Origin of the sequence: Shouchella shacheensis, assembly GCF_001484965.1 — a bacterium.
GTDB lineage: Bacteria > Bacillota > Bacilli > Bacillales > Bacillaceae_D > Shouchella > Shouchella shacheensis.
The window spans coordinates 63178-89500 of record NZ_LLYY01000007.1; the positions used below are offsets into that span (position 1 = coordinate 63178).

General features: G+C 48.7%; 24 protein-coding genes. 21 read left to right on the plus strand and 3 right to left on the minus strand.

Annotation, left to right across the window (positions count from 1 at the left end):
* The first annotated feature begins 3 nt into the window (after window positions 1-3).
* Window positions 4-1725 (plus strand): bifunctional metallophosphatase/5'-nucleotidase, encoded by a 1722-nt coding sequence (locus tag AVZ68_RS09490; RefSeq protein ID WP_059104309.1) that lies wholly within the window; start codon window positions 4-6, stop codon window positions 1723-1725.
* Between the two features lie 482 nt (window positions 1726-2207).
* On the opposite strand, the gene AVZ68_RS09495 is transcribed toward AVZ68_RS09490, so the two are convergent.
* Window positions 2208-3059 (minus strand): mechanosensitive ion channel family protein, encoded by an 852-nt coding sequence (locus AVZ68_RS09495; protein ID WP_059104310.1) that lies wholly within the window; start codon window positions 3057-3059, stop codon window positions 2208-2210.
* Window positions 3060-3262: 203 nt separating this feature from the next.
* On the opposite strand from AVZ68_RS09495, the gene AVZ68_RS09500 reads away from it, so the two are divergent.
* From AVZ68_RS09500 to AVZ68_RS19795, 9 genes are all read left to right on the plus strand, one after another.
* Window positions 3263-3517, plus strand: coding sequence for a hypothetical protein (locus AVZ68_RS09500; protein WP_059104311.1), 255 nt, complete (start codon window positions 3263-3265; stop codon window positions 3515-3517).
* Entirely contained in the window at window positions 3507-3887 is a 381-nt protein-coding gene (locus AVZ68_RS09505; protein WP_059104312.1) for a retropepsin-like aspartic protease, read from the plus strand. The genes AVZ68_RS09500 and AVZ68_RS09505 overlap by 11 nt, the downstream gene beginning before the upstream one ends.
* A gap of 360 nt (window positions 3888-4247) precedes the next feature.
* Window positions 4248-4661, plus strand: coding sequence for a GlcG/HbpS family heme-binding protein (locus AVZ68_RS09515; protein ID WP_059104314.1), 414 nt, complete (start codon window positions 4248-4250; stop codon window positions 4659-4661).
* A gap of 27 nt (window positions 4662-4688) precedes the next feature.
* The gene (gene fdhA, locus AVZ68_RS09520; protein WP_059104315.1) at window positions 4689-5903 is read left to right on the plus strand and encodes a formaldehyde dehydrogenase, glutathione-independent; all 1215 of its coding nucleotides are present in this window, start codon (window positions 4689-4691) and stop codon (window positions 5901-5903) included.
* A 475-nt stretch (window positions 5904-6378) separates the two neighbouring features.
* Window positions 6379-7449, plus strand: a complete 1071-nt coding sequence (locus AVZ68_RS09525; protein ID WP_059104316.1) for an ABC transporter substrate-binding protein — start codon at window positions 6379-6381, stop codon at window positions 7447-7449.
* A 17-nt stretch (window positions 7450-7466) separates the two neighbouring features.
* Window positions 7467-9182 carry an ABC transporter permease gene (locus AVZ68_RS09530; protein ID WP_245628100.1) on the plus strand — a complete coding sequence of 572 codons (1716 nt, stop codon included), beginning with the start codon at window positions 7467-7469 and terminating at the stop codon, window positions 9180-9182.
* Window positions 9179-10243 carry an ABC transporter ATP-binding protein gene (locus AVZ68_RS09535; protein ID WP_059104318.1) on the plus strand — a complete coding sequence of 355 codons (1065 nt, stop codon included), beginning with the start codon at window positions 9179-9181 and terminating at the stop codon, window positions 10241-10243. Before AVZ68_RS09530 ends, AVZ68_RS09535 begins: the two co-directional genes overlap by 4 nt.
* A gap of 76 nt (window positions 10244-10319) precedes the next feature.
* A complete protein-coding gene (locus AVZ68_RS20210; protein WP_157404623.1) occupies window positions 10320-10487 on the plus strand; it encodes a hypothetical protein in 168 nt (55 codons plus the stop codon).
* 215 nt (window positions 10488-10702) lie between these two features.
* Window positions 10703-10990, plus strand: a complete 288-nt coding sequence (locus tag AVZ68_RS19795) for an ArsR family transcriptional regulator (protein WP_281176612.1) — start codon at window positions 10703-10705, stop codon at window positions 10988-10990.
* Here the strand turns inward: AVZ68_RS19795 and AVZ68_RS09540 are convergent.
* On the minus strand, window positions 10890-11765 hold the full coding sequence (locus AVZ68_RS09540) for an SMP-30/gluconolactonase/LRE family protein (protein WP_059104319.1): 876 nt from the start codon (window positions 11763-11765) through the stop codon (window positions 10890-10892). The two genes, AVZ68_RS19795 and AVZ68_RS09540, sit on opposite strands and share 101 nt — an antisense overlap.
* Before the next feature lie 611 nt (window positions 11766-12376).
* Here AVZ68_RS09540 and AVZ68_RS09545 point away from each other — a divergent pair.
* The 5 genes from AVZ68_RS09545 (at window position 12377) to AVZ68_RS09565 (ending at window position 18608) form a co-directional block, all read left to right on the plus strand.
* On the plus strand, window positions 12377-13390 hold the full coding sequence (locus tag AVZ68_RS09545; RefSeq protein WP_059104320.1) for a LacI family DNA-binding transcriptional regulator: 1014 nt from the start codon (window positions 12377-12379) through the stop codon (window positions 13388-13390).
* A 93-nt stretch (window positions 13391-13483) separates the two neighbouring features.
* Window positions 13484-15580 (plus strand): amylo-alpha-1,6-glucosidase, encoded by a 2097-nt coding sequence (locus AVZ68_RS09550; RefSeq protein ID WP_059104321.1) that lies wholly within the window; start codon window positions 13484-13486, stop codon window positions 15578-15580.
* A gap of 13 nt (window positions 15581-15593) precedes the next feature.
* Window positions 15594-16814, plus strand: a complete 1221-nt coding sequence (locus AVZ68_RS09555; protein WP_059104322.1) for an ABC transporter substrate-binding protein — start codon at window positions 15594-15596, stop codon at window positions 16812-16814.
* 60 nt (window positions 16815-16874) lie between these two features.
* Entirely contained in the window at window positions 16875-17774 is a 900-nt protein-coding gene (locus AVZ68_RS09560; RefSeq protein WP_059104323.1) for a carbohydrate ABC transporter permease, read from the plus strand.
* A 12-nt stretch (window positions 17775-17786) separates the two neighbouring features.
* On the plus strand, window positions 17787-18608 hold the full coding sequence (locus AVZ68_RS09565) for a carbohydrate ABC transporter permease (RefSeq protein WP_059104324.1): 822 nt from the start codon (window positions 17787-17789) through the stop codon (window positions 18606-18608).
* 409 nt (window positions 18609-19017) lie between these two features.
* Here AVZ68_RS09565 and AVZ68_RS09570 read toward each other — a convergent pair whose 3' ends face one another.
* Window positions 19018-19785 carry a DeoR/GlpR family DNA-binding transcription regulator gene (locus AVZ68_RS09570; protein ID WP_059104325.1) on the minus strand — a complete coding sequence of 256 codons (768 nt, stop codon included), beginning with the start codon at window positions 19783-19785 and terminating at the stop codon, window positions 19018-19020.
* Between the two features lie 206 nt (window positions 19786-19991).
* Between AVZ68_RS09570 and AVZ68_RS09575 the strand changes: the two genes are divergently transcribed.
* Genes AVZ68_RS09575 through AVZ68_RS09600 form a run of 6 tightly spaced genes read left to right on the plus strand, consistent with a single transcriptional unit; the run spans window position 19992 to window position 26274 of the window.
* Entirely contained in the window at window positions 19992-21068 is a 1077-nt protein-coding gene (locus tag AVZ68_RS09575; protein WP_059104326.1) for an ABC transporter ATP-binding protein, read from the plus strand.
* An 8-nt stretch (window positions 21069-21076) separates the two neighbouring features.
* Entirely contained in the window at window positions 21077-21937 is an 861-nt protein-coding gene (locus tag AVZ68_RS09580) for a carbohydrate ABC transporter permease (protein WP_059104422.1), read from the plus strand.
* Between the two features lie 11 nt (window positions 21938-21948).
* Complete coding sequence (locus AVZ68_RS09585) at window positions 21949-22794, plus strand: carbohydrate ABC transporter permease (protein WP_082676455.1); 846 nt, start codon at window positions 21949-21951, stop codon at window positions 22792-22794.
* Window positions 22795-22814: 20 nt separating this feature from the next.
* On the plus strand, window positions 22815-24101 hold the full coding sequence (locus tag AVZ68_RS09590) for an ABC transporter substrate-binding protein (RefSeq protein WP_245628102.1): 1287 nt from the start codon (window positions 22815-22817) through the stop codon (window positions 24099-24101).
* Between the two features lie 18 nt (window positions 24102-24119).
* Window positions 24120-25559: a CehA/McbA family metallohydrolase gene (locus AVZ68_RS20215; protein ID WP_059104329.1), complete on the plus strand. Its 1440-nt coding sequence runs from the start codon at window positions 24120-24122 to the stop codon at window positions 25557-25559.
* Complete coding sequence (locus AVZ68_RS09600) at window positions 25549-26274, plus strand: HAD family hydrolase (RefSeq protein WP_059104330.1); 726 nt, start codon at window positions 25549-25551, stop codon at window positions 26272-26274. Before AVZ68_RS20215 ends, AVZ68_RS09600 begins: the two co-directional genes overlap by 11 nt.
* Window positions 26275-26323 lie beyond the last annotated feature (49 nt).

The window sequence follows — 26323 nt, forward strand, 5'->3', positions numbered from 1 at the left end:
TGGATGAAAAATAACAAATGGATGTTACCACTTAGTACAATTGGGCTTCTTTCTGTATTGACCTTTGGGTGCAGTGATGAGGAGTCTCTTAATACCGACGAAAATGAGAATGCCGACGAGAATATAGGGGATGAAACCGACGGGGGGAGTGACGACTCGTTTAGCGTGAACATCTATCATACCAATGATCATCACGGCCATACAAGTATGTATCCACAAATGATCACGACATTGCATGAAGCAAAAGAGGAGCATGGAGACGGCCTCCTTCTTGATGCTGGTGATGTGTTCTCTGGCACCCTTTACTTTAATTCATTCCACGGCCAGGATTCCATTGAGTTTATGAACATGATGGAATACGATGCATTTGTACCGGGAAATCACGAATTTGACCTCGGTGATCCGGAGAATGGGCACCCGGAACTGGTCGAATTCTTTAAAGCGGCTGAATTTCCAATTCTCGCGGCAAACATGGATTTTTCGAAAGATGAAGGATTGGACCAACTGACAGAAGAAGGCATTAGTCATGAAGCTGAAGGCGGCATGATCTATGATGGTATAGTCCTCGAGTATGAGGGCGAACAAATTGGAATCTTCGGGCTTAACACGGAAGACACGGTAAATGTCTCCAGTACGAACGATGTGGAATTTAATGATTACGTTGAGAGTGCGCAGAACATGGTTAATCAATTCGAGGCAGAAGGCATCAACAAAATCATCGCCTTGACCCACCTTGGTTACGACACGGATCCGAGCGTGGGCAACGACCTTCTTCTCGCTGAAAAAGTGGAGGGCATTGATATAATTATTGGCGGTCACAGCCATACCAAAATAGATCCGCCGACGGTCGTCACCGAGAACGAAGAAGGGGAGGAAATCGATCCAACCATTATAGGTCAAGCCGGAGAGTATGGGCAGTATATAGGTAGGATCAACGTAACCTTTGACGCAAATGGCGTCATCACGGATCACAGCGGTGAACTTTTAGCCACGAAGGATCGCGACCTAGATCCTGAGGCCGAAAAAATGCTTGAACCTTATACTGAAGAGATTGAGGAAATACAAATTGAAGAAGTCGGTGCTAATGTTGTCAGTGAACTGCCAACTCCGCGACACGGAAACGGCGATGCGGAAAGCGTTCGTGCGAACGAAACAGCGCTCGGAAATTTAATTGCGGATGCTCAGCTTAAGGCAGCCCAAGCAGTGAATGAAGACACGATCATGGCATTGCAAAACGGCGGTGGCATCCGTGCATCGATCGAGCAAGGGGAAGTCACTGTCGGGGAGTTAATTACCGTGCAGCCATTCGGCACCCGTCTCACGCTTCTCGAGGTATCAGGTGAAGAATTGATTGAATCCTTCGAAGTAAGTGTTTCCAACGCTCCGGAGGAAGAGGGCGGTTTTCTTCATGTCTCATCCGATACCCGTCTCACATACGACAGCAGCCAAGAGCCCGGTGAACGTGTTAAATCTCTTGAAGTAGAAGAGAACGGAGAATACGTGACCATTCAAGAAAATGAAATGTATACGGTAGCTATGAATCACTTTACAGCTACCGGCGGCGACAATCATGAAGTGTTTGCTGAAGCCTATGATGATGGACGCAACACGATTGTCGGCGAAACCGACTGGGAAATGCTTCGCGACTACATGGTTGACCTCGAAGATGTTGACTACGAAGTCGAAGGTCGTATACAGGACTTAGCCTCTGGTGATGAAGGATAAAACAATAACAAGCCCGTTGTCGCCAAGACGCCAACGGGTTTATTTATAGTTGAATTAACGAGAGCCCCTTGTCGCGTTCATGCGCCCTCAATCCCCTTCGCATTAGGGATTAAGGGAATTTTTTTATGTCTGAGCACACCAAAAAAAAGGAGGCGAGTGGAGTTCAACACCACTTGGCCCATGCGTCTACAGGATGGGTGTCCCCCCTTAACAACGATGCAGTGAAAACGTCATAAGCTGCAAAACAAAAAAAGCCTTGCCAGCACCCCATCCCATCATCCCCCGTACCTTTGTGAGGGACTAAACCGACAGAGAGGGAAACGAGAGGATGCTAGACATGACTCAATTTCATTATACCAAGCATTTACGAGAAAAAAGAAAGGTTGTCGCTCAATGCCAGAGCCAAAAGCCAGGATTCATTCGTAGAAAGCGAAGAATCCTGGCTGACCCGTGTAACGCATTGACGTTGTTTAGGGCACCCACTACTGCTTCTGATGCAACGTCACTTGCTGATAAGGAACCTCAATTCCTTTTTGGGCAAAGCTGTCGAGGATCGCGCGTCTCATTTCCCGCTCCATGCCCCATTGGGTCACGGGGTTGCATAAGGCGATGATGCGGAACACGATTTCGGATGGCCCAAATTCCTGAACGCCCATCGTCTCCGGCTTTTGAATCATATCCTCTTCTCTGTGAAACACTTCAAGACAGGCGTCTTCAATGACGGTTTGCGTCTCTTCCAGGTTATCGTTATACGACACCCTCGCATCAACGACAGCGTATGCAGTGTCTTTGGAGTAGTTTTTCACTTCTTCAATATGGCCGTTCGGGAGGATGTTGACCTCCCCAGTCCAGTCTTGAATTTTCGTTACGCGCAGGCCAAATTCGATAACGGTTCCTGTGTAGGTACCCGTCGTAATGAAATCTCCGACCGAAAATTGATCTTCGTACAGAATAAAAAAACCTGTGATGACATCACGAACCACGTTTTGAGCCCCGAACCCTACCGCAAGCCCGAGCACACCAGCCCCCACAAGCACAGAGGCTAGCGAAAACCCTAGTTCATCAAGCATCAATAGAATCGCGACAAAATAAACGACATTGGCGACGACACTATGAAGCAATGAAACGAGCGTCTGACTGCGCTGCTCCGTGATGTTGACATACTTTCCTTCTCGTCGCTGGAGCATCCGGGTAATGATCCGTTTGAAAAAGCCAACGACCAAACGCGCAAGGATTAAGATAATGATGATTTTCACAACAGTGCTGATGATGTTCAGCCAAAAAGTTGTATCGGATAGCAACGCATACGTTGAATCCCATAATTCTGCTACCATTGGTGACCTCCTAGAGATGCGGAATGAATCGATTCATATTCTAACAAACGAGGGAGGACAAGACAACAGATTCACAGACGAGTCGTAGCGGTTGGTGTCGAATAGACGCGGTGCTATTAAAGCTTCATCAACGTTAAGTAATATGCGATTCAAGTAACAAGAGTGTTATAATAACAGTATCAATCGAAGGGACGGTGAAAACGATGAAATGGTCGGAGGTCAGAGAAATATACCCCAATCAATTTGTTAAATTAAAAGCATTATCGTCTCATATTGAAAGTGGTCAAGAGTTCATTGAAGATGTAGCGGTTATTAAGCCCGTGTCCGAAAAAAGAGCAACAGCTGAACTGTTAAAATCAAAAGGTGACGAGTTGGTGTTTCATACTGCTCATGAAAGCGTTGTGCTTGAAGTCCGCCAAGATGTAGGGTTAAGGAGACCCCGCTATCATGAAAATTAAGCATAGATACGGACTGCTTTTGGTTGATATTACATTATCATTTAACGGGAAAAGTAAAGTGATAAGAAATATGGTGGTAGATACAGGGGCAGCCAAAACACTTATATCCCAAAAAGTTGTGGAGGACATTGGCATACATGTTGATTTGCACGACCGAATTGTTACCTATTTTGGGATTGGTGGGAAAGAGCATGCATTTAGAAAACAAATAGACCAAGTTCAAATTAGTGATTTCACAGTTGAAAAGGTAGAAGTCGATTTCAATGACTTTGGGTATGAGGACATTAACGGATTACTTGGATTAGATTTGTTAATGCAAGCAGGGTTTTCAATAGATTTAAAGCATCTTGAAATGGAAAGGGACAATTAAAGGGACCTAGATATTTAAAATGGGTCTCAACACACGCCTACTCGTACTGATAAAGAACCACGGGGCCAGAGAATAGATCTGGCCCCCGTGATTCTTTAGGTTACTCCTGATCAGGGGACAACGTTTGGCAAAGTCCCGGCCGCCGATGCCGAAAGAAACCGCAAAGGCAACAGAGAGACCGCCCATCAAGAGGAACACTCCTCTTGTCGTCGGGATTAGAGCCGACCTTGTTACTTCGTGCAGATCACTCATACTGTCGAACAAATTGATCACTCTATCAAGTTTAACTTTTAAAGCGATGGGGAAGAGGCGGTAGTAAGAGACTTGAATTTACTACTTCTTGAGAGGATGAGGCATTTAATGGGCACAATGAACTTGGATGTGGCAAAGAGAATCATTGCAGGTGCAGAGGAAGAAGCCAAAAACGTCGGGGTTCAGATGGTCATTTCCGTTGTGGATGAGGGGGGCAATCTCATCGCCACACACCGAATGGATGACGCGTGGCTCGCAAGTATTGACATTGCGCAAAATAAGGCGTGGACATCGGTGGCGTTAAAGATGCCGACCTCCAACCTTGAAGAAGCGACGGTTCCGAAGGCTGAATTGTTTGGCTTGAACACGACGAATCAAGGGCGTCTCGTCGTATTTGGCGGAGGGATTCCACTTGAAAACGATGGAAAAGTGATCGGAGCGATCGGCGTCAGCGGGAGCAGTGTTCCGAATGACGTGCGCGTTGCAGAGGCCGGCGTGAAGGTTTTTAAAGAAGGTGAATAACGGAATTCCAATCACAGGAGGGATAGCATGGCAGGAAATCGAGGCGTTGTGTACACGGGTGACGGGAGTGTAGAAGTACGTGATATTGACTATCCGGATCTTGTTCTGAGGGATGGTCCGGGCGTGAATCCGTTAAATGTCGGGCGCAAGTGTGAACATGGGGTTATTCTTAAGGTTGTGACCACGAATATTTGTGGAAGCGATCAACATATGGTTCGAGGGCGTACCACGGCACCAGAGGGGCTTGTTCTTGGCCATGAGATTACAGGCGAAGTGGTTGAAGTGGGCCGCGATGTCGAATTTGTTAAAAAAGGGGATCTGGCTTCGGTTCCGTTTAACATCGCGTGCGGTCGTTGTGTGATGTGCCAGGAGCAGAAAACACATATCTGTTTAAACGTAAATCCAGACCGGCCCGGATCGGCTTATGGGTATGTCGATATGGGAGGTTGGGTAGGCGGCCAGTCTGAGTATGTGATGGTTCCCTATGCAGACTTCCAGTTGCTTGTGTTCCCGGACAAAGAAAAAGCGATGGAGAAAATTTTAGATCTAACGATGCTGTCAGACATTTTTCCTACCGGCTACCACGGCGCCTATACCGCAGGCGTTCGAACCGGATCAACCGTCTATGTCGCAGGCGCAGGTCCTGTGGGGCTAGCAGCTGCTCATTCCGCGCAACTCTTGGGCGCTTCTACGGTCATTGTTGGGGACTTAAATGAGGAACGATTGCAACAAGCGAGGAGCTTTGGCTGTGAAACGGTGAACCTCTCGAAACATGATCAATTGGGCGAGCAAGTTGAGCAAATTCTTGGTGTCCCAGAGGTCGATTGTTCGATTGATGCCGTCGGTTTTGAGGCTTCTGGCCACGGGGCAGACGGTGGGGAACAACCCGCTGCGGTGTTAAATGCGATTATGGATGTGACGCAAGCAGGCGGAGGCTTAGGCATTCCAGGTCTCTATGTGACCGAGGACCCTGGCGCTACAGATAAGGATGCGCAAACGGGGCAACTCAAAGTAAGGTTTGGACAAGGCTGGGCGAAGGCGCACACGTTCGTGACTGGACAAACGCCTGCAATGCAGTACAATCGCGATCTGATGAAAGCGATTCTATCGGACAACGCGCAGATTGCCAAAGCTGTCAATGCAACTGTCATTCATCTAGAGGATGCGCCTAAAGGATATCGGGACTTTGACGATGGAGCGGCGAGAAAGTTTGTGATCGATCCTCATGGGCTTATAAGCTGAGGTTAAAAGTTGATAGAACGGTGAAAAACCCTCTGGAGGCAGAGGGTTTTTTTAAGTGCTGTCCGTTTTTTGTGATGAAAAGCGGTAAGGAATGGACGATTCACTGTCGTAAGGCTACCCTAGCATAAGAATCATTCGTAAAATCCTAACATTGTCTTTACATGTTTCTGCTTATCTTTCCTTAAAACCACTGGCTTTGCCCCTTTCTCCTATGACAAATGCTTCCTCCTGAAACGGGTGACCTTTACATTTTTTTCACAAAACAAAAAACGTAGGTTTAATCTACCTTAATTAGAGCCAGATACACTAGGCGTACATCGAAAAATCTGCCGGTTAGACCATTGCCACATACTGGCATGAACATCTTCGAATGAAGGCAAGCAAAAAGGAGCGAGCTTAGAGGGTACATCCCGTTAACACCAAATGAGCAAAAACTTAGGTTCAAAAAATAAGAACTCCAAGGAGGCATTGAATCATGAAACGTCATTTTTTCGGGTCATCATTTTTTCTTTTCATATCAATGGGATTAGCCGGATGTGGAGCAGACAACGTTCAAGAACAGGTGAATGCAACGGGGGATGCAGAGGACAACGAGCCAGAAGAACAAAACGAAGAGAACGGCAATCTTACAGGGCCGCTTTCGTTCTATACCTCCCAGCCCGATGCCGATGCGGAGGCACTAATAGCAGGCTTTAATGAAGTCTATCCTGATGTGGATGTGACTATTTTTCGCTCGGGAACAGAAGAAGTGGTTAGCCGCTTATTGGCTGAAAATGAAGCGGGTTCGGTTCAAGCAGATGTCCTGTTGCTTGCTGACTCCGTTACGTTTGAAGGGTTGAAGGAAGAGGACCTGTTAATGCCTTACGAATCAGGAGAACTTGACGCCATTCCAAGTGAATTTGTTGATCCTGACCATATGTATGCAGGGACAAAAGTGATGCCGACGATTTTAGCGTATAACACCACTATGGTGGAGGAAGCTCCAACTTCTTGGGACGTGTTGACATCCGATGAAGCTTCGGGCGAGGTGACGATGCCGAGCCCTCTTTACTCAGGGGCGGCAGCGTATAACGCAGGTGTATTCAGCCGAACGGACGGGTTTGGGTGGGATTATTTTGAAGCCTTGCGTGCCAATGAAACGACCATCGTTCAAGGGAATGGAGGTGTCGTACAAGCAGTCGCAGGTGGAGAAAGTGCGTATGGAATGGTTGTTGACTTTGTTGTTGCTAACGCAAAAAACGAAGGGTCCCCGATTGATTTTATCTACCCCGAGGAAGGTGTGCCTGTCATTACAGAACCGATTGCGATTACCGAGGAGACCCAAAATGATGCAGCAGCCAAGGCGTTTGTTGATTTCGTTCTCTCAGAAGAAGGCCAAGAATTAAGCGTGGAGGTCGGATACGCGCCTATCCGCGAAGGAATGAACCCACCTGAAGGCTTGCAACGTGCTGATGAGCTAGAGGTGCTATCTAGCGATCTAGCGGATTTATTAGAAACACGGGAAAGCGATAAAGAGCAGTTTCGCACCATTTTTGGCGATCATTAAGACAGGGGTGAATCCGATTGGCTGTTCAATCGAGGGGGGTCCATCGTTTCCCTTCCTTTTTTACAAAGAGACGGGTATACACATTTGTTCTAGCGATTCTTATTTTCTTTCTGTTTGTTTTGCCCATTATTCGCCTGTTTTCCTTAAGTTTTGTTCAAGACGGGACGTTCACCTTAGCCAACTATGTCCATATTCTGAGTGAAGCACGTACGTGGCAAATACTTGAAAACACATTCATTCTAGTGCTCGGTTCTACCATTCTTGCTTTGGTATTAGGGTTGTTTTTTGCTTGGATCATCGCTTATAGCGACATTCGCGGCAAACGGTTCATGCAGTTATTTCTGCTCCTCCCGTTTATCATCCCATCGTATATTGTTACATTATCATGGACGCAACTAATGAGTACGAATGGGTTGGTCGGTTCACTGTTACGCCATCTTCCTTTTGACATCGAGCTACTTTCTATGTACTCGATGGAGGGAATGATCTGGGTGCTCGAGTTGTCACACTTTCCACTCGTATTCTTATTCACAGTCAGTGTACTCCGTAAGATTCCACGGGATATGGAATGGGCTGCCCGCGCCAGTGGAGCGAAAGCGCGGGAAGTCTTTCGAACGATGACGCTTCCCCTTGCGCTTCCGGGATTAGCTGGTGGTGGGTTGCTTGCCTTTATCGCCAATTTAGACAACTTTGGCATTCCCGCCTTTCTTGGAATTCCAGCTAATATTACCGTTCTCAGTACAGCGATCTATCAGGAAGTGGTTGGGTTTGGACCGACTGCGTTTGCCCGCGCCGCCACGCTTTCTGTTGTTCTCTCTATTTTTGCACTGCTGGGAACACTCATTCAGTGGTGGCTTGTTCGTAAATCAAAGCAATCCGATACCGTTGAACAAGACTATCAGCCTCGTTATAAGCTAGGGCGATTTCGCCTCCTGACGGAAATGGCGCTATGGAGCTTTTTGTTATTGATTACAATCGTCCCACTAGCATCAATGCTCATGTCGTCTCTCATTCAAGCCTACGGGTTGCCATTCGTTTGGGACAACTTAACGTTATCAAACTACCGGTTCGTACTGTTTGAAAATACGAGAGTACAGGGAGCGATTGGAAATAGCCTCTTCCTTGCCGGTATCACTACCGTCATTTGTCTTGCGGTAGGAACCGCTCTTGCCTATATGAGAGCAAGACGCCCAGACGGACTAAACCGGACATTAGAGGTCTTTGTTGGCCTTCCATATGCATTGCCGGGAATGGTTCTGGCCCTTGCGATGATCTTTATGTGGCTGGAGCCCGTTCCCGGTTGGAACCCGGGCATTTATGGCACGATCGCCATCTTACTGATTGCGTATGTAACGCGGTTTATGATTCTTCAACTCCGGGGAAGCCTCACCGCCATAGCTCAAGTCGATCCTTCAATGGAAGAAGCCGCAAACTTGTTTGGCGCGAATGCGCTGGTGAAGTGGAGACGAGTGCTTTTGCCGCTTCTGCTTCCAGGAATGCTAAGCGGTGCCTGTCTCGTCTTCCTGACGGCCTTAACTGAACTCACCGTTTCATCATTGCTTTGGTCAAGTGGCTCAGAAACGATCGGGCTTGTTATTTTCAACTTTGAACAGGCAGGCTATACCACGCACTCAACTGCTTTTTCAATGATGATTGTTGCAGGTATTTTGTTCACAATGATCAGTTTGTACGTGCTGCAGCAAATATGGACTAGGAGGATCAAAGAGACATGACAACGGAAATCATCGGGTTACGAAAATCGTTTGGCTCCTTTGAAGCTTTGAGATCGATCTCTCTTTCAATAAAACGTGGGGAATTCATCGCTATTCTTGGACCGTCTGGATGTGGGAAAACGACGTTGCTGCGCCTGATCGCCGGATTCAAGCAACCGACTGCAGGGGAAATCTTGATCGATGGCGTCCGCGTCAGCGCAAAGGAAACAGTCATTCCGCCTGAACGACGCAACATTGGGATGGTGTTTCAATCCTTTGCGCTGTGGCCTCATCTTAACGTGCAGGAACATGTCGAATTTCCACTGCGCCATCATCCGTATACGCCAGCAGCAATGAAGAAGCGCTATAAAGAACGGGCGCAGGAAGTGCTAAAACTGGTTGGGCTGGGCCATTTAGCAAAGCGAATGCCAAATGAACTATCTGGCGGCCAGAAACAACGAGTGGCACTTGCCCGTGCGTTGGCTCATCAGCCTGCACTCCTTCTCATGGATGAACCATTAAGCAGTTTGGATGCAGAGCTTCGCGAAGACATGCGAAAAGAGATTCAGAGCTTGCATCATTTAACGAAAAGCTCGATTATCTATGTCACTCACGATCAAGCAGAAGCGTTGGCGATGGCAGATCGCATCGTCATTATGAAAGATGGGCAAATTGAACAAGTGGGAACCCCGGAAGAGATCTTCCTTTATCCAGAAACAAGATATGTGGCAGGCTTTGTCGGCAAGGCAACGATTATGAGCGGCACATGGGAAGGGGATACATTCCGACCTAGTGCAGCTCCTGCCATACACTGGGATGGAGTGGATGTTGCTGATGAATTCAAACAGTACGGCAGCTACCCGGTTAGGCCTGATGAATGGGTCATGAGCCGAGAGCAAAAAGGGATTGAAGCAAAAGTTGTCAATGCACTCTATCAAGGACGCGAGATCCATTACGCTGTGAAAGTGGGGGACCAAACCATTAATGTGATCCGTCCAATGACGGTTCGATATGCCATCGGTGAGAAGGTCTGTCTACAAAAACAGGAGCGAGCCAAGCAACAAAAAGAACAGGTTGTGTGAATCGGGTTTTTGCTTGTGTTTCCAGCGAGGCAAGGGGTAAGGTCTGAGAGCCATCCGCCTGCCTACTGTAAATGGAATGATGATCCTCTCCGAAGAAGAGGGCGGGCAGTATGTCGGTTACTGGACCGCGACGTCCAATAGGAAAGCAGAAGGTGCGGAGGTCGAAGCAAAAGTCACCGATGACCAAGGAAACGAGGTACGGGAGACAGCGGAGGGAAGAGTGGATAGTAATAGTGAAGAATAAGCCTAGTTCAAACGAAGCTGAAGGCGCTACGGCGTTTCAGCTTCGTTTTGAATAGGAGCACTGTGACTGTGGAAATGCGGCTTCGTAACGTAAATGATTTTATTTTAACGAACACTCATAACTAGATGCTGCTATCTATGCACAGCAAGGGATCCAAAACAGAATGAACGCACCAACCATGGCAAACTACGCTGCTCACGATTGCCGTCGAGGGGCTGTTAAAGGAGGGACCATGCCCGGCAACCGACATTGTACAGGCATTGAACATGGGCCAGCCCCAAGTCTTCCGCCACTTACGGATTTTAAGTGGGGAAGGTCTCGTGCGTGTTCACCGTAAGGCGCAACATCCGATTGATCGCCGGGAAGCCAGCTCTTTTCAAGAAATTGATGTGTGCTTTGTTCCTACGGGTACAAACACGGAAGTGAAGCCGCTCCCCGCGTGGGCATCGTACAAGAGAATAGCGATCCTGCCAGAGGCTCTAGCTCAAGCTGATCCTGAGTGACTCCTTCACGTGCCGTTGTTATATAGAGCGTTTGTCGATCCACCCCGCCAAAAGTACAGCTGGTCACGTTTGAGACAGGCAGGGCAATGGAATCCACGATTTTCCCTAGCTGTGGGTCCACGCAAATCACTCGAGATCCACCCCAGAGCGCCACCCATAAACGGTCGTCGACATCGATTGTCATTCCGTCGGGAGATCCTGCAATGTCGTGTAAATCAATAACGACTTGCCCGTCTTTGAGCTCGGTGGTCTCTTTGGAAAATGGATAAGCCATAATTTGATTCGTGGGTGTGTCAATGAAATACATGGTATCCGCCGCCTGGTTCCAGGCGAGGCCATTGGAGATGGTCACTCCCTCTTTGGCTTTCTTCATTTCTCCATCGACATCGGCCACGTATAAACTCGCCGTTCCTGTGGACCCATCTTCGCTCATCGTCCCCACCCAAAAACGGTGGAACGGATCACATTTGCCATCGTTCAACCGCATGGATTGTCCAAGATGAGAGAAGGAACGAAGCGCTTCGGAAGTTCCACTAGGCTCATGATAGAAAATCAATTGGTCTCTCGTTGACAAAAGGAGATTCGTCTCTGTTGCTTTGACCACAGCCGTAACATGGGAGGGGAAGCTGTGGGCATCTAAGGTTTGGTCGGAAGGGCGGTAGTCCACTAGCTTCTTGCCTAAAATATCGACAAATAACAACCGCTCTAGTTCGTCGTCCCAAAACGGCCCTTCAAGTAATTGGCCCTGGTATTGAAATTCTAGTTTGGCTTCCAATTTGGGTACCCCCTTCTAAAATGTAGGCTTCCTTGTTTCTACGGTTTAACTCAACGTTCGGACACGAATCATCCATCTGACTCCATGGGATTGATGGGCAGCTGATCCCGTCAAGAGGAGCGGAAATCCGGACGAGAGGAGCGAATATCCCATCAAGATGAGCTTTAATCCGGCCGAGAGGAGTGAAAATCCCGACGAGATGAGCGCTAATCCGGACGAAATGAGTGAAAATCCCGACAAGGCAAGCTCTAATCCGGCCGAGCCGAGCGGAAATCCGGACGAGAGGAGCGGAAGTCCCGGGAACAACAGCCTGCTGTCAACGAGTAACTGGAGTCCTCTCTCATTGAGCCATAGATTTCTGGTTTCAAGCCTAATCTTGCTAAAAATAATCAATTTACATTCAGGTGTGAACTGTGTTTAGTCACTCCGAAAGTGGGTTTCATACAGCCTTCGACGAGACTTGGGAAATTCCTGCTGGTTGACGAGAGGTTTTCCCTTGCTCTACGAAGGGGCGGTAGCGCTTTTCCAGAGACACATTCAAAAAAACCACTTGAAAACGCTTGTAACTTCCTGTATGGTTAAAGCAAATCCGAAACGTTTTGGAGGTTGTTGTGGCAACAGTTAAAGACATTGCAAAACAAGCGGGCGTTTCCGTGACAACGGTCTCTCGAGCGCTGAATGGATACGACGATGTTAGTGAGAAAACGAGGGCTCGTATTCGGGAAATAGCGGAGTCGCTGAACTATAGCCCGAATGCGATGGCTCGAAGTCTTGTGACCAACCAGTCAAAGACGATTGGCCTCCTTGTTTCTGGGCTCTCCGAAGAGGGGGCGAAAGACCATTTCACCTTTGATGTGTTGAATGGATTGAATGACCGAGCTTCGGAGTATGGATATGATTTGATCTTGTTTAACACCAACTCAGCGAAGCAGCGGGTCAAAAGCTATGCCCAGCTTTGTCGAGAGCGCCGGGTCGAAGGGGTGATTCTGCAAGGGGTGAAGGTCGACGACCCCTATTTGCAAGAAGTCATTGAGAGTGACATTCCGTGTGTGCTTATTGACATTCCGATTACAGGCAAAAATGTAGGGTATGTGACCACTGATAACGTCTTAGGCGCTTATGAAGCTGTCCGTTACTTGATCAAACAGGGGCACGAGGCCATTGCGTTCATGAACGGTCATGAGAAAGCCTATGTCAGCGGCAAAAGACTGGAAGGATACAACCAAGCCATGGCTGAGGCCGGGGTACCGGTGGATGCTTCGTGGGTGTTAAACGGAGAATTCTCAGAACCTGTGGCTAGAGATCAGGCGCTTCGCTTTCTTCAAGAACATCGAGAGGTGACCGCGATGTTTTGCTCCAGCGACTTGATGGCGCTTGGGGTGATGCAGGCAAGCAAAAGGTTAGGGGTAACGGTGCCCAAAGATTTATCGATCGTGGGCTACGACGATATTGTGATCGCTGAATACGCGCACCCTAGTTTGACCACTGTGGCTCAGGATAAGTTTCAGATGGGTTCGGCCGCCGCCGATCTGTTGATGGACTTTTTGCAGGGCAAGGAAACGAGTGGAGAAAAAATTTTACCAACGAATCTAGTCATAAGAGATTCCGTTACTCGCTTACGCTAGGACGGAAGGCTCTTTTATACGCTTGATCCGAAACGTTTTGGATCAAGTTTTATACACAAAAATCCGAAACGTTTCGGTAAAGGGGATGCTAGCATGGATTATCGTGTAGTTAAAGAGGATGACGTATTTTTTTTAACAGATAAGAGTGGAAATATACCCGAAAATCACCCGTATGGACCAGGACTCTACGCGAAGGATACGCGCTTCTTAAGCCAGTTTGAGCTGACGATTAATGGAAGGGAACCGATTCTTCTTTCGTCTACAGCGAGCGAAAATTATTACACTACAATTTTGCTCACGAATCCACATATGAAAGAAAACGGAGTGTTAGAGCTGTGGCGGGAATCGGTGGAGCTTGAGAGAAAGCGCTTCATTTGCCAAGGGGTCTGTTATGAGATGGTGACAGCAACAAACTATTATCCTCAGCCGATCAACTTTACGCTTGGCATGCACATGGATGCCGATTTTATCGATATGTTTCTCATTCGCGGGTTTCAGTCAGGCAACGTTGGCAAACGGACGGCTTCAGAGGTGTCTGAAAAAGGCGTGACGTTCCACTATGTAGGGGCCGATGAGCTGAAGCGTTCGACAACCATTCGCTGGGATCAACTACCGAGCGAGGTCACCGAGAACGAAGTCAGCTTCGATATAGCCTTAAGCAATGGAGAGAAGCAGACCATTGTCTTCGCCATTGCCCCGGGGTGGGGGGGAGAAGCAGCTGTGATTCAGCCAGCGGGAGAGGCGCTTGAACGACTACTAGACTCGTATACAGCATGGAACGAAGAAACGGTGACCGTTGCCTCCGACAGAGAAGAGGTCGGGCGCTTGTTTGAGCGAGGCCTTGCGGATATGCGCGTCTTACTAACCGATGCCGGGCATGGTCCGATGCCAATGGCTGGATTGCCTTGGTTTGCGGTTCCGTTCGGCCGAGATAGCTTGATCGCTTCACTGCAAATGCTGCCCTTCCGCTCCGATGTGGCGAGGGCCACGCTTGAGACAATGGCTATGTATCAAGGCACAAAGGTCGATCCTTGGCGCGATGAACAACCAGGGAAGATCATGCATGAACTACGGGCTGGAGAACTGGCGAATACGAATCAAGTTCCGTTTACACCGTATTACGGGACGATCGACGCGACGCCGCTTTTTCTGATCCTGCTTGTGGAGTATGTGAAATGGACCGGAGATCTCGCGTTTTTTGAAAAAATGGAAGGCACGGTGGCTCGTGCGCTTTCGTGGATCGATGAGTACGGGGATCGGGACGGGGATTCTTTCTTAGAATACCATCAAGAATCGGCCAAAGGGATTGCCAACCAAGGGTGGAAAGATTCTGCTGATTCCGTTGTTCACAGAAACGGGAACTATGCGAAGACCCCGATTGCGCTTGCGGAAGTGCAAGGGTATGTCTATCAGGCGAAAAGAGGACTGGCGGCGCTCTATGAAACAAGCAAAAACGAGAGCCAAGCGCAGTTGCTTCGCGCGCAGGCGGAGCAGTTGAGAGAAAACTATGAAAAGGCCTTTTGGATGGAAGACCTTGGCTTCTATGCGATCGCGCTTGATCAAGAGAAGAAGCAAGTAGGGACGCTGACGACCAATCCAGGACATACGTTGCTGTCCGAGATGCTCATGCCCGAGCGGGCCAAACAAGTGAGCGACACGCTTGTTTCCGATCCGATGTTTTCTGGCTACGGCATCCGCACAATGGGGAGCGAGGAGTCGGCCTACAATCCGATGAGTTACCACGACGGGAGTGTCTGGCCTCATGACAACAGCTTGATCATTCTTGGCATGGCCAAACTCGGGCACACGGAACAGGCAAGAACAGCCATGGAAGGATTAATGAAGGCGGCACATCAGTTTGAGTATGACCGGCTTCCAGAGTTGTTTTGTGGGTACAGTGATGAGCAATCCTTGGTCCCTTATCCGGTGGCTTGTTCCCCGCAGGCGTGGGCAGCGGGAACGTCTCTTGTCTTGATTCAAGCGATGCTCGGCATCTTTCCAAATGCGCTGAAACGAGAAGTCTCTCTATCACCGGTGCTTCTTGAAGGAATGAATGAGCTCACGGTTAGAGGGATTCAACTGGCCGACGGGCAGCTCGATATTCGTGTAAGCAGAACCGAAGCAGGACCTGTTGCAGAGATTTTAACCAACACGACGGGGTGTCACGTTCACGTTTGCGAAAACAGGTGAGGGAGGGGACGACATGAAAAAGCTTGGTATTAGTGTGACGGCTGTAGCCAGCTTGTTGCTTGTAGCTGGCTGCGGGGAGCAGAGTGACGGGGTCATGGAGGTCTCGTTAACCGGCTGGCAAGCATCTCCGACGGAACAGCGGTTTTTAGATGAGACGATTGAAGCGTTTGAAGAGAAGCATCCTGATATTAAGGTCAATTTCAGCACCATTCCCGATCGGTACATGGATATTATGCGTACACGGTTGATTGGTCTTGAGGGACCGGACGTTTTCTTTCTAGATGCCTTTGAAGCGCCGGGGCTGATTGAGACCGGAGCGCTCGAGCCTCTGGATCCGTATATCACAGAGGAATTTGAGCTGGATGACTTCGAACAACCGTTGCTCGAAGCCTTTGAAGGGGACGATGGAGGGCAGTACGGGCTTCCGAAGGACACCTCCACCCTTGCGTTGTTTTACAATAAAGAGCTGTTTGCGGAAGCAGGAATCGAGTCCCCGCCGGAAACATGGGAAGAGCTCGAAGAAGCGGCAGAGATGCTGACAACGGACGGCGTCTACGGTTTCGGCGTTGCCCCCGAACTCGCGAGACTCATGTTCATTGCTGAGTCAGGAGGGGGACAAGTGGCCACGAACAACCGGGCGACCTTTGGAGACGAGCGAGTGGCCGATGCTCTCCAGCCGATTGTGGACATGCGCAATGAGACAGGGGTCGCCGCTGAACCCTCCGAAGTCGGGTCTGATAATACAGGGGAAATGTTTGCCCAAGGACGGGCAGCGATGGTCATCGAAGGGAATTGGAACATCACGTATTTGGAAGAGAACTTTCCTGACCTTGACTACGGGGTCGTGGAAGTCCCAACGATTAACGATCAAGAGGGGACGATGACGTACACGGTCTCCTATGTCATGAACCAAGCCTCTGAAAAAAAAGAGGCCGCCTGGACACTGATTGAGTATTTAACAGGGAAAGAAGGAATGAAAACGTGGACCTCCAGCGGGTTTACCCTTCCGACACGCGCCTCTGTTGCGGAGGAACTTGATTATGTTGACGATGACTATTATGGTCCGTTTGTCGCAGGCTCTGCCTATGCCACGGTGTGGGCCGATGATACGAATTTACCGATTTTCGATAATAACTTTAACAACCAGTTTCTGAGCGCCTTTCTTGGACAACGGGATTTAGGAGAAGCGTTGCAAGAAGCGGAAGATGTGGCTAATCGAGAAACGGAGCAATAATGACGACGAGGCAGCAAGCGCTGCCTCGTCACAAGAATGACTAGATGGGAGTTCTGAGATATGGCAAATTTAAGGAAAAAACGGTTCACCCCGGAAGCCCTTCAAGGGTACGGATTCATGCTGCCAGCGCTCCTGACGATCGGGATGTTTATCTTATTGCCGATTGTCTATGCCGTGTTTTTGTCCTTTCAAAAAGTGAATTTGCTTGGGGGAACGAGCGAGGTGATTGGCTTCTCTAACTATGCGCGTTTAACGGATGACTACCGCACAGGCATTGCCCTTGTGAATACCGCTTTTTATGTAGCCGTGGTCGTTCCTGTGCAAACGGTGCTTGCGCTCATACTGGCTTCTTTACTAAACGCAAACGTTAAAATGACCGGGGTCTTTCGGGTCGTGCTCTTTTTGCCAACGCTTACGTCATCGGCCGTCTTGGCTTTAATTTTCATGTTCATGTACAACAATCAAAACGGCCTCGTCAATGAATTCTTGTCGTTCGTCGGTTTGCCAACGTACAACTGGCTGGGCGATCCCGCCGTCGCTTTGCTTTCCATCATGATCATGAACATCTGGGCAACTGCTCCATTCTTTATGATTGTCTACTTAGCGGCATTGAAAGATGTTCCTGATAATTTATATGAGGCGGCCGAACTAGATGGGGCGACAGCGTTGCAGAAGTTCCGCCACATTACCGTACCGATGCTTAGACCGATCACGTCTTTTGTTGTCATTATGGGACTCATTGGGACATTCCAACTGTTTGATCAATCGTACATTTTCTCCGGCGGCACCGGGGGACCGGATAATTCAACGCTCACCATCGTTCTATTGGTCTATCAATATGCCTTCCAATCCTATGATCAACTCGGGTATGCAGCTGCCCTTGCGTTTGTGCTGGCCTTCATCATTCTCGTGGCCACGCTCATCCAGCGAAAGCTGCAAAAAAATGAGAAGGTGTACTAAGGAGGGAACACCATGAGACGAGCCAAATGGAACACACCGATTGTGTACATTCTTTTAATTGGATATAGCGCTGTCACGGTTACACCGTTTTTATGGGCGTTTTTTTCGTCCTTTAAACCGCTGAGTGAAATCGTGGGTGGCTTCAGTTTCTTTCCCAATGAATGGACACTGGATAATTACCGATACATCGTTGAAACACAGCCACTGTTTCTGCGCTGGCTCCTCAACAGTGTTGTGATTGCTGTGAGTGCTACAGTCCTAAATTTACTATTTAATTCAATGGCCGGGTACGCGCTCGCTCGGCTCAGCTTTCCAGGGAAAAAGGCCACCTTTCTCATTGTGCTTGCGGTATTGATGATTCCGATGCAAGTCACCATGATCCCTAATTTCCTGATTTTACGCGAGCTGGGCTGGCTCAATTCGTACCAAGGCATGATTGTCCCTGCCATGGTCAATGCCACGTTCATCTTCATGATGCGACAGTTCTTTGTCAACTTCCCTAAAGAAATCGAAGAGGCAGCCGCCGTCGACGGATTAAGCCGGTTCGGAACATTCTTTCGCATCGTCCTACCGATGGCCAAACCCGCCCTCTTCGCCCAAGCGATCTTTGTCTTCATGGCCATCTGGAACGATTTCATGCGACCGCTCATTGTCATGACCGAACCCAGCATGATGACGCTGCCTGTCGGGTTAAACGCGTTCCAGTCCGACAATGTTTCGTTTTGGAACTATGTCATGTCCGCTTCGATGATTTTCACATTGCCTGTATTGATTCTCTACATCTTCTTTAGCCGCTTGTTTATTGATGGGTTGTCGTTTCGGGGGGATAAGTAAACGAGGGTCACTGAATTTCTGTGTAGAGGCGGTGCTTGTAAAAAAGAGGGTGTGATGAGGTGAGAAATGTGAACGATAAAACGGACACATGATTGTCTTTCGGAATTACTCTCGCTCTCGTTCGGGTGTTGAGCCTTTTGTCACGTTCATTTGCCCTCAATCCTTTTACTAGATTAAGGGGGTTTTAAGTTCGGGCATATTGCAAAAAAAGGAGCCGTTCAACGGTTAGTGGCAAAACTCTTCACGCACGATCTGTTAGTGAAAATTGATTGTGGAGTTTTGGCTGTTTCGGTTAGAGGCTTCACCATCTATTTCTTCAAAACCCCCCTCGTTATGAGTTGCTGTGCTCTAGAGGGGGGATTTGCGTTTGTGGGTTCTTCATAACTACCACGTTGGCACTAGGTTCAACCTACGTTGCCACAAACAGAGGAACCCCGGCTTCCTCAAATAGCTGCTGCGTTTCTTTCTGAATTCCTGCGTCTGTAATGATGCCCGTCACTTGGTCAATAGAACAAACGCGGAGCATGGCCGTCACATCAAACTTGCTATGGTCGGCGACAACGTACGTCTGGCGCGCATTTCGGTACATAGCAAGTTTGACCTCATATTCTCCGAGTCCGTAATCCATTAACCCTTCCTTTAAAGAAATCCCGCTGATGCTCATGAAAAACAGATCAATATGAAAAGAGTTGATGAATTGAATCGCAGAGTCTCCGATGATGCAAAGTTCAGAGTTGCGCATGGAGCCTCCAGGGAGGATGACCGTGAAGTTGGTGGTTTGCCCGAGTTCCTGGGCGATAATGAGTGAATTTGTAATGATGGTGAGATGCCGAAACTGACTGGCGAGCAAACGGGCAATCTCTGTGTTCGTTGTGCTGACATCAAGAGCCACACACTGGCCTTCGGTGACAAATTGAACGGCCTGCGTGGCGATGGCGTGCTTTTCTTGTTGGAATTGTTCCTCGCGCAGCACGAAGTTCGTTTGCTTAATGTTTGATGGCACGGGGATGGCTCCTCCGTGCACTCGTTTGAGCGCTCCCTCTTTCTCAAGTCGTTCAAGATCCCGGCGAATCGTCTCGGTGGAAACGTTCAATTTGCGTGTCAGCGTTCCGACTTTAATAATTTTCTGATGGTTGAGCTCATTAAGAATGTAGCTGTATCTCTCGTGGGCTAGCATCACAACCGACTCCTACTGTTAGTATATGCACATATTGTACCAAACTCCCTCCTGCCATGCACAATGTTTTTGTGTGATTTATAGGTTTTTTAAGCAATGTTAACGAGAAATTTACAATAAAATCACACAAAAAAGCAATTTTAATGTTAGTATATAACCATGAAAGCACAAAACATCAATCAAACGCACATGTTAGGGGGGATTTTGTGGGGATTATATCGTTGGAGCGTGCGAGTAAGAAGTATGAGAGTGGCAAGGAATACGCCGTTCGTGATTTTACTTTAGATATTGAGGAACAGGAGTTCATTGTGTTTGTCGGTCCTTCTGGCTGTGGGAAATCAACGACGCTCCGAATGATCGCGGGACTTGAAGAGATCTCTGAAGGAAGCCTCGTGATGCAAGGAAAGCAAATGAATGCAACACCTCCGAAAGATCGCGGCGTAGCGATGGTCTTTCAAAACTATGCACTGTTTCCTCATCTTACGGTGTTTGACAACTTAGCGTATGGCATGAAGATGCGACGGGTCCCAAAGCAAACACGCAAGGAAGAGGTAGAGGCCGTAGCTGAACTGCTGGGACTAGAGGAGTTGCTCGACCGTAAACCAAAGGCACTCTCTGGGGGGCAGCGTCAGCGTGTGGCGCTAGGACGAGCCGTAGTGCGTGGCGCGCGTGTCTTTTTAATGGACGAGCCTTTGTCTAATTTAGATGCAAAGCTACGTGTGCGAATGAGAGCTGAGATTCTCAAGCTACATAAGAACCTGAAAACGACGACGATTTATGTCACGCATGACCAAACCGAGGCGATGACGATGGCCTCACGAATTGTCGTTCTTAAGGATGGCGACATTCAGCAAATCGGCACGCCTCTCGAGGTGTACAACCATCCTGTCAATCTTTTTGTTGCTAGTTTTTTGGGTGCTCCTGCGACAAATTTCATTAAAGGAAAAGTGAAGAAAAGCGAAGTCTGGATCGATGACGCCACTCGGCTCTCCTTTGAAGAGAAACGTCGCTCTTTGCTAGAAAGCAGGCAAGAGCAAGATATCATCGTCGGCATTCGTCCTGAAGACGTTGTGCTTATGGAAGAAGGGATTGCATGCACGGTGGAACATACCGAGCAAACCGGAGTCAATCTCTTCATCACGGTCAGGTTTAATGGGCAGCCGATCATTGTTCGCCTTTCTCCTGATGAAGAGGTGAACACAGGCGATTGTGTTCGTGTGGGCATCAACCCCGATAAGTGTCATCTCTTTGACGCAGAAACGGAAGAGGTGATTCGAGCGTGAAAAAATCCATGACTCTAGCGAAATTTCTGATCTTTGTCGGCATTCCGATGATCCCGCTCGTCGTTTTCTGGTTTATCCCGATGGTGGTTTCGTTGTGGTTGAGTTTTACGGATTGGGATTACATTAGTCCAGAATTTAACGTTGTGGGTTTGGATAACTATACGACGCTGCTAACGAGTTCTGACTTCTATCAGGCGTTAAACAATACGATTGTATTTACGTTATTTACCATTATTCCTACGCTGACATTGGGCCTGTTTATGGCTTTACTCTTACATCGCAAATTAAAAGGAAGTACGATTTTCAGAGCAATGCTGTTCTCGCCCTGGATTACACCAATGGTAGCCATGTCGATCGTATGGACGTGGATTTTTGAACCGGATCTCGGCCTGCTCAATGAGATGCTTGGCTGGTTCAATTTGCCGCAACCGGCTTGGCTGCAAAGTTCTCAGTTTGCGATTTGGGCCATTATCATCGTAACCGTTTGGAAGAATGCCGGATGGGCGATGATTTTCTACAGCGAGGCCCTTCAACGCATTCCAAAGGACCTTTACGAGGTGAGTAGTTTGGAAGGGTCTTCGGCATGGCAAAAGCTTCGAACGATTACGTTGCCGATGGTTTCGCCGACAACGCTTTTCTTAAGCATTGTGACAACGGTCGATGCGCTGCAAGCCTATGATCAAATTCAGGTGATGACACAGGGTGGGCCGTCGGGGAGTACGCGGACGCTTCTCTACTATTACTATCAACTCGCCTTCGAGCAATTTAATATGGGCCAAGCGACGGCGGTGGCCACCTTGCTCGTGGCCTTTACCGGGCTGATCTCTGCCTTGCAATTCAAACTATCGAAAAAGTGGGTTCATTACTAGGGGGAATGACGATGGGAACAACAACCTGGCGACGAGTGCCTAAACGCATGCTTCTCTATAGCGCTCTTGGTGTGGTGAGCCTCATCATGATCTTCCCGTTTATATGGATGATCTTAAGCGCTTTGAAAACGTCAGAAGAGATCTTCGCGATTCCATTAACATGGCTTCCGGAAAGTCCTCAGTGGCAGAACTTTGGCGAAGCGATGAATATGGCGCCATTCGGACTGTTCATCTGGAACAGTGTGTTTACCGCCGTGGTGATTGTCTTCTTTCAAATTATTTTATCGTGCATGCTCGCGTATGCACTCACACAAGTAAAGTTCTGGGGACAGAACTTGCTGTTCATGGCGATTCTTGGCTCCTACATGCTTCCGGCTGCCGCAACGTACGTGCCAAGCTATGTCATCCTCGCTAACCTTGGATTGCTGGATACGCTCAGCGGCATCATTGTCTCAAATGTGGCAAGCGTCTTCTGTATCTTTATGATTCGCCAAGCCTTTTTACAAGTGCCGAAGGAGTTAATTGAAGCGGCGCGAGCAGATGGGGCAGGGGACTGGAAAATCCTTTGGAAGATCATGTTTCCGTTGGCAAAGTCCTCGATTTTAACAGTGGCACTAATTAGCTTTGTGCAAATGTACAATAACTACCTTTGGCCTTCTCTCATTGTCCAAAGTGAAGAAAAATACTTAATTACGGTAGGGTTGCGACAGTTTTTCACCGACCAGGGCACGTTTGCCAGCCAGTGGCCCTTAATTATGGCAGCGAATGTGTTTGCGGTCGCGCCGCTATTGATCATGTTTATCGTGTTACAAAAATGGTTTGTCCGCGGCATTAGCGATAATGGCGTGAAAGGATAACAAATATGAGGAGGATGATTATGAGTAAAAAAATGTATGCAGGGATGATGGTATCGGCATTGGTAGGGCTATCCGCATGTTCAACGGAAAGCGGCGGTTCCGCTGATGGCCCGGTCGAGATTGAGTTCTGGTACGGTCTTGGGAGCGAGGCAGGAGGGAAGATGGAGGAAATTATTGAGGAATTTAATGAGTCCCAGGAGGAGGTCATTGTCAGAGGCGTGGCTCAAGCGGACTATTCCGAAACCTATCAAAACCTGCAAGCAGGCCTTGCCTCAGATACCGCACCAGCCGTGGCTCTGTTAGAGAACTCGACCGTTCTGGATTTGGCCAACCGAGGGGTACTTGCGCCGTTGAATGAGTATATGGAGGCGGATGAAACGTTTGCTCAAGAAGATTTCCTCGATGTGTTTATGGAGACGGCCCATGTCGACGATGTGTTCTACGGAATTCCGGCTTATGGCACGACGCAGGTGATGTACTATCGAACGGATCTATTTGAAGAGGCAGGCGTAATTCCTGAAGAAGCCTTTGAGTCTTGGGAGAATCTTAGAGAAGCAAGCGAAACGATTAAAGCCCAAGACGTCGCCTCTTATGGTTGGGCACCGATGTGGGGCGAAAGCAACCTTATCGACATTGCTCAAAGCAACGGAGGAACGATTATTAGCGATGACGGTCAGACCGTACTGATTGATAGCGACGAATGGGTGGAGGCCTGGGAGTTTGTCCGTGAAGCCGTTCATGAGGATGAAGTGATGAAAATTAACTCTGGTGGTCAAGGGTGGGAGTATTGGTACCGGACGATTGATGAAGTTATGAACGGGTCGGTTGCTGGCTACACAGGCTCATCAGGGGACAAGGGGAATCTTGATTTTGACGTGATTGATTCAGCGATTCAGCCGGGCATGAATGGAAACCCGCCGCAACCGACGATTGACGCCCTTTATATGACAACTCCGGAAGCGATAAGTGACGAGGAAAAAGAGGCAGGTTTCAAGTGGATGTCTTACTTTACTCAGCCAGAGGTGACAGCCGATTGGGCACAGGCGATTGGCTATATTCCAGTTAGAGATTCGGCGATGGAGGTTCCGGAATACGCCGAGTTTGCCGAAGAGAACCCGTACTTGTTGATTCCGTTTGAACAGGCGCAAGTCGGAAGTCCCGCCTTTATTGATCCTACAGGGAATCAGATTATTGATGCCCTGAGCATTGCCGCCGATCAGGTGGAGCTTGAGAATATTCCAGCCGAAGAGGCGCTTTCGCAGGCACAGGAACGTGCGCAGGCAGCCCTTGATGAAGTGAACGACTAAACAAAGGAGGCGGTAAGCATGGAGCAGGAGTTTTTCATCGTTCCAGAGGAAAAGGCCACTGCCTGGGCGGGTGCTTTTTCCTTTGAGTGGCAAGAGGACAATGGAAAGGGGCTGGAAGTCGAGGTGGAAGCCTACCATCCGACATGGATTCAGTATCAGCTTGTGGATGCGCATGGAGAGGTGCGGCTACAATACGTTAGCGGAAAAACACCTCAGCCTGTGTATTTAAGTGAAAACGCGGATTCTACCAGCCCCAATGGCATCTTTGGCACGCTTCCAAAAGGGGAGTGGACGCTCTACGTACAAGCAGCGGCAGGAAAGGCGCTCCCAAAAGAAGCATGGGGGAAAGTGATCGTCAGGGCTAGTGCCAACCCAGCACCAGTGCCGTTTGGTGAGAGTTGGCTTAAGGGGGACGGGACATTCTCCCTTGAGGGCTACCGGTGGAGGGAGTCGCTTACGGAGGAATCGAAATGGTACAAAGGGGATTTCCACACCCACACGATCGCTTCCGATGGAAAGATGACCCGAGAAGAAAACATCGCCAGTGCCAAGGCACAAGAACTTGACTTCTTTGTTGCCACGGATCACAACCTTGTCCCCACTTCATGGCCGGCTTCTGAAGAGATGCTGGTTATTCCGGGAATTGAGGTTACGGCGAGGGAGGGCCATTACAACATCCTTGGAGTTCGCACGAATGCCTTCCCAGGAGGAGATGCGCAGCTTATTGAAAGTGAAAGTGGGATGCAGAAAGTCATGGAAGCTGCTAGAAAAAGTGGCGCATTGAACTCGATCAATCATCCCTTTCTTACGGAGTGGAAATGGCTGTTCAAGGAAACCCCGTTTTCCCTCGTGGACGCAATTGAAATTTGGAATGACCCGACGTTCCAAGCGAATGAATGGGCGACGGAACAAGCGCTAAAGGCTTGGGATGCATTAACCAATGATGGATGGAAGCTCACCGGAATTGGCGGTTCGGACTCCCACTTGCGTCCAGATGAAACCTATCCTGATAGCGACGAACCGTCCCTCATCGGCGACCCGGGAACGTACGTCTGGGCGGAGAAACGTTCAGCACAGGCGATCATCGACCATGTGAAACAGGGGCATGTGTATGTGACAAGAGGCAATGTGCGTCTTGACTATCAAGTGGAGGGCCACTTGCCTGGAGAGACGCTTCATACCCCAAGTGGGAAGGCACAGCTTCATGTCCTCTCAGGGGAAGAACTTTTCATTCAGTGGGTAGAGAATGGCAAGGTAATCAAGGAAACGGTTGGGACAAACGACGAGTATGTTTTTGATTGGGACGATCAGACCTATGCCTGGGTAAGGGCCACTGTAAGAAACGTAGATGGCACGCTCATCGGCTTTACCAATCCCGTCTATTTTGGCCAAAAAAATCCACAGCTTCAGACGTGGGGAGACTTACTAAAAAGGGATGGCTGGAAGCATGACGATTAAAGGAATTCTGTTTGACAAGGACGGCACGCTCATACGCTTTGAATCGATTTGGATTGACGCCACCTACAGGGTGATAGAAGAAGTGGCCCGGGCGTTCGGGCAAGGCGAGAATCAGGCTATTCATACTCAGATGGCAGAGGCGATTGGCTTATATGATCGAGAGGTGAGTGAGCGTGGGTTTCTAGCAAGCGGAACCAGCATTGACTTCGCCTCGGCATTCGCCCCCTTACTGCAAGCGCCAGAAGACGAAATTTTGCTCCACATCGACAAAGCTTATGAGAAAGAGACACGGCAAAAGCTGGCAAATGTAGAGGCCATCGGCGAGGTGTCCTCGCTATTTAAACAGTTAAAGCAATGGAACTATCACGTCGGCATTATTACCGCTGACACATACAACAACACGATCCCAGTCCTCGAAAAGCTCGGCATTGAGAGGTATGTAGATTTTATCGGAACCGCTGACCGCTACGCGAAAAAGCCAGGGGTTGAAGCGCTTGACTCATTTTGCGATCAAGCGAAGCTTCGCCGGAATGAAGTCATTCATATCGGCGACACCGAGATTGATTTGCAGTTTGCCACCCACTGCCTTTGTGGGGTTGGCGTGCTTTCAGGGGTTGGCACACAGCAGACGCTTTCTCGCTATACAGAGTATGTCATTCGAGATATCCACGAGCTGGTGGGAGAGGATCAGCGTTTAATATGTGAAACTGTATAAGAAGCCAATGAGCCGCCTGTCTTTCAAATTTGAAAGACAGGCGGTGTTT

Coding starts and splice junctions, on each gene's coding strand:
- AVZ68_RS09490 (WP_059104309.1), top strand. CDS start 4: ATGAAAAATAACAAATGGATGTTACCACTTAGTACAATTGGGCTTCTT.
- AVZ68_RS09495 (WP_059104310.1), bottom strand. CDS start 3,059: ATGGTAGCAGAATTATGGGATTCAACGTATGCGTTGCTATCCGATACA.
- AVZ68_RS09500 (WP_059104311.1), top strand. CDS start 3,263: ATGAAATGGTCGGAGGTCAGAGAAATATACCCCAATCAATTTGTTAAA.
- AVZ68_RS09505 (WP_059104312.1), top strand. CDS start 3,507: ATGAAAATTAAGCATAGATACGGACTGCTTTTGGTTGATATTACATTA.
- AVZ68_RS09515 (WP_059104314.1), top strand. CDS start 4,248: ATGGGCACAATGAACTTGGATGTGGCAAAGAGAATCATTGCAGGTGCA.
- fdhA (WP_059104315.1), top strand. CDS start 4,689: ATGGCAGGAAATCGAGGCGTTGTGTACACGGGTGACGGGAGTGTAGAA.
- AVZ68_RS09525 (WP_059104316.1), top strand. CDS start 6,379: ATGAAACGTCATTTTTTCGGGTCATCATTTTTTCTTTTCATATCAATG.
- AVZ68_RS09535 (WP_059104318.1), top strand. CDS start 9,179: ATGACAACGGAAATCATCGGGTTACGAAAATCGTTTGGCTCCTTTGAA.
- AVZ68_RS20210 (WP_157404623.1), top strand. CDS start 10,320: ATGATGATCCTCTCCGAAGAAGAGGGCGGGCAGTATGTCGGTTACTGG.
- AVZ68_RS09550 (WP_059104321.1), top strand. CDS start 13,484: ATGGATTATCGTGTAGTTAAAGAGGATGACGTATTTTTTTTAACAGAT.
- AVZ68_RS09555 (WP_059104322.1), top strand. CDS start 15,594: ATGAAAAAGCTTGGTATTAGTGTGACGGCTGTAGCCAGCTTGTTGCTT.
- AVZ68_RS09560 (WP_059104323.1), top strand. CDS start 16,875: ATGGCAAATTTAAGGAAAAAACGGTTCACCCCGGAAGCCCTTCAAGGG.
- AVZ68_RS09565 (WP_059104324.1), top strand. CDS start 17,787: ATGAGACGAGCCAAATGGAACACACCGATTGTGTACATTCTTTTAATT.
- AVZ68_RS09570 (WP_059104325.1), bottom strand. CDS start 19,785: ATGCTAGCCCACGAGAGATACAGCTACATTCTTAATGAGCTCAACCAT.
- AVZ68_RS09580 (WP_059104422.1), top strand. CDS start 21,077: ATGACTCTAGCGAAATTTCTGATCTTTGTCGGCATTCCGATGATCCCG.
- AVZ68_RS09585 (WP_082676455.1), top strand. CDS start 21,949: ATGGGAACAACAACCTGGCGACGAGTGCCTAAACGCATGCTTCTCTAT.
- AVZ68_RS09590 (WP_245628102.1), top strand. CDS start 22,815: ATGAGTAAAAAAATGTATGCAGGGATGATGGTATCGGCATTGGTAGGG.
- AVZ68_RS20215 (WP_059104329.1), top strand. CDS start 24,120: ATGGAGCAGGAGTTTTTCATCGTTCCAGAGGAAAAGGCCACTGCCTGG.
- AVZ68_RS09600 (WP_059104330.1), top strand. CDS start 25,549: ATGACGATTAAAGGAATTCTGTTTGACAAGGACGGCACGCTCATACGC.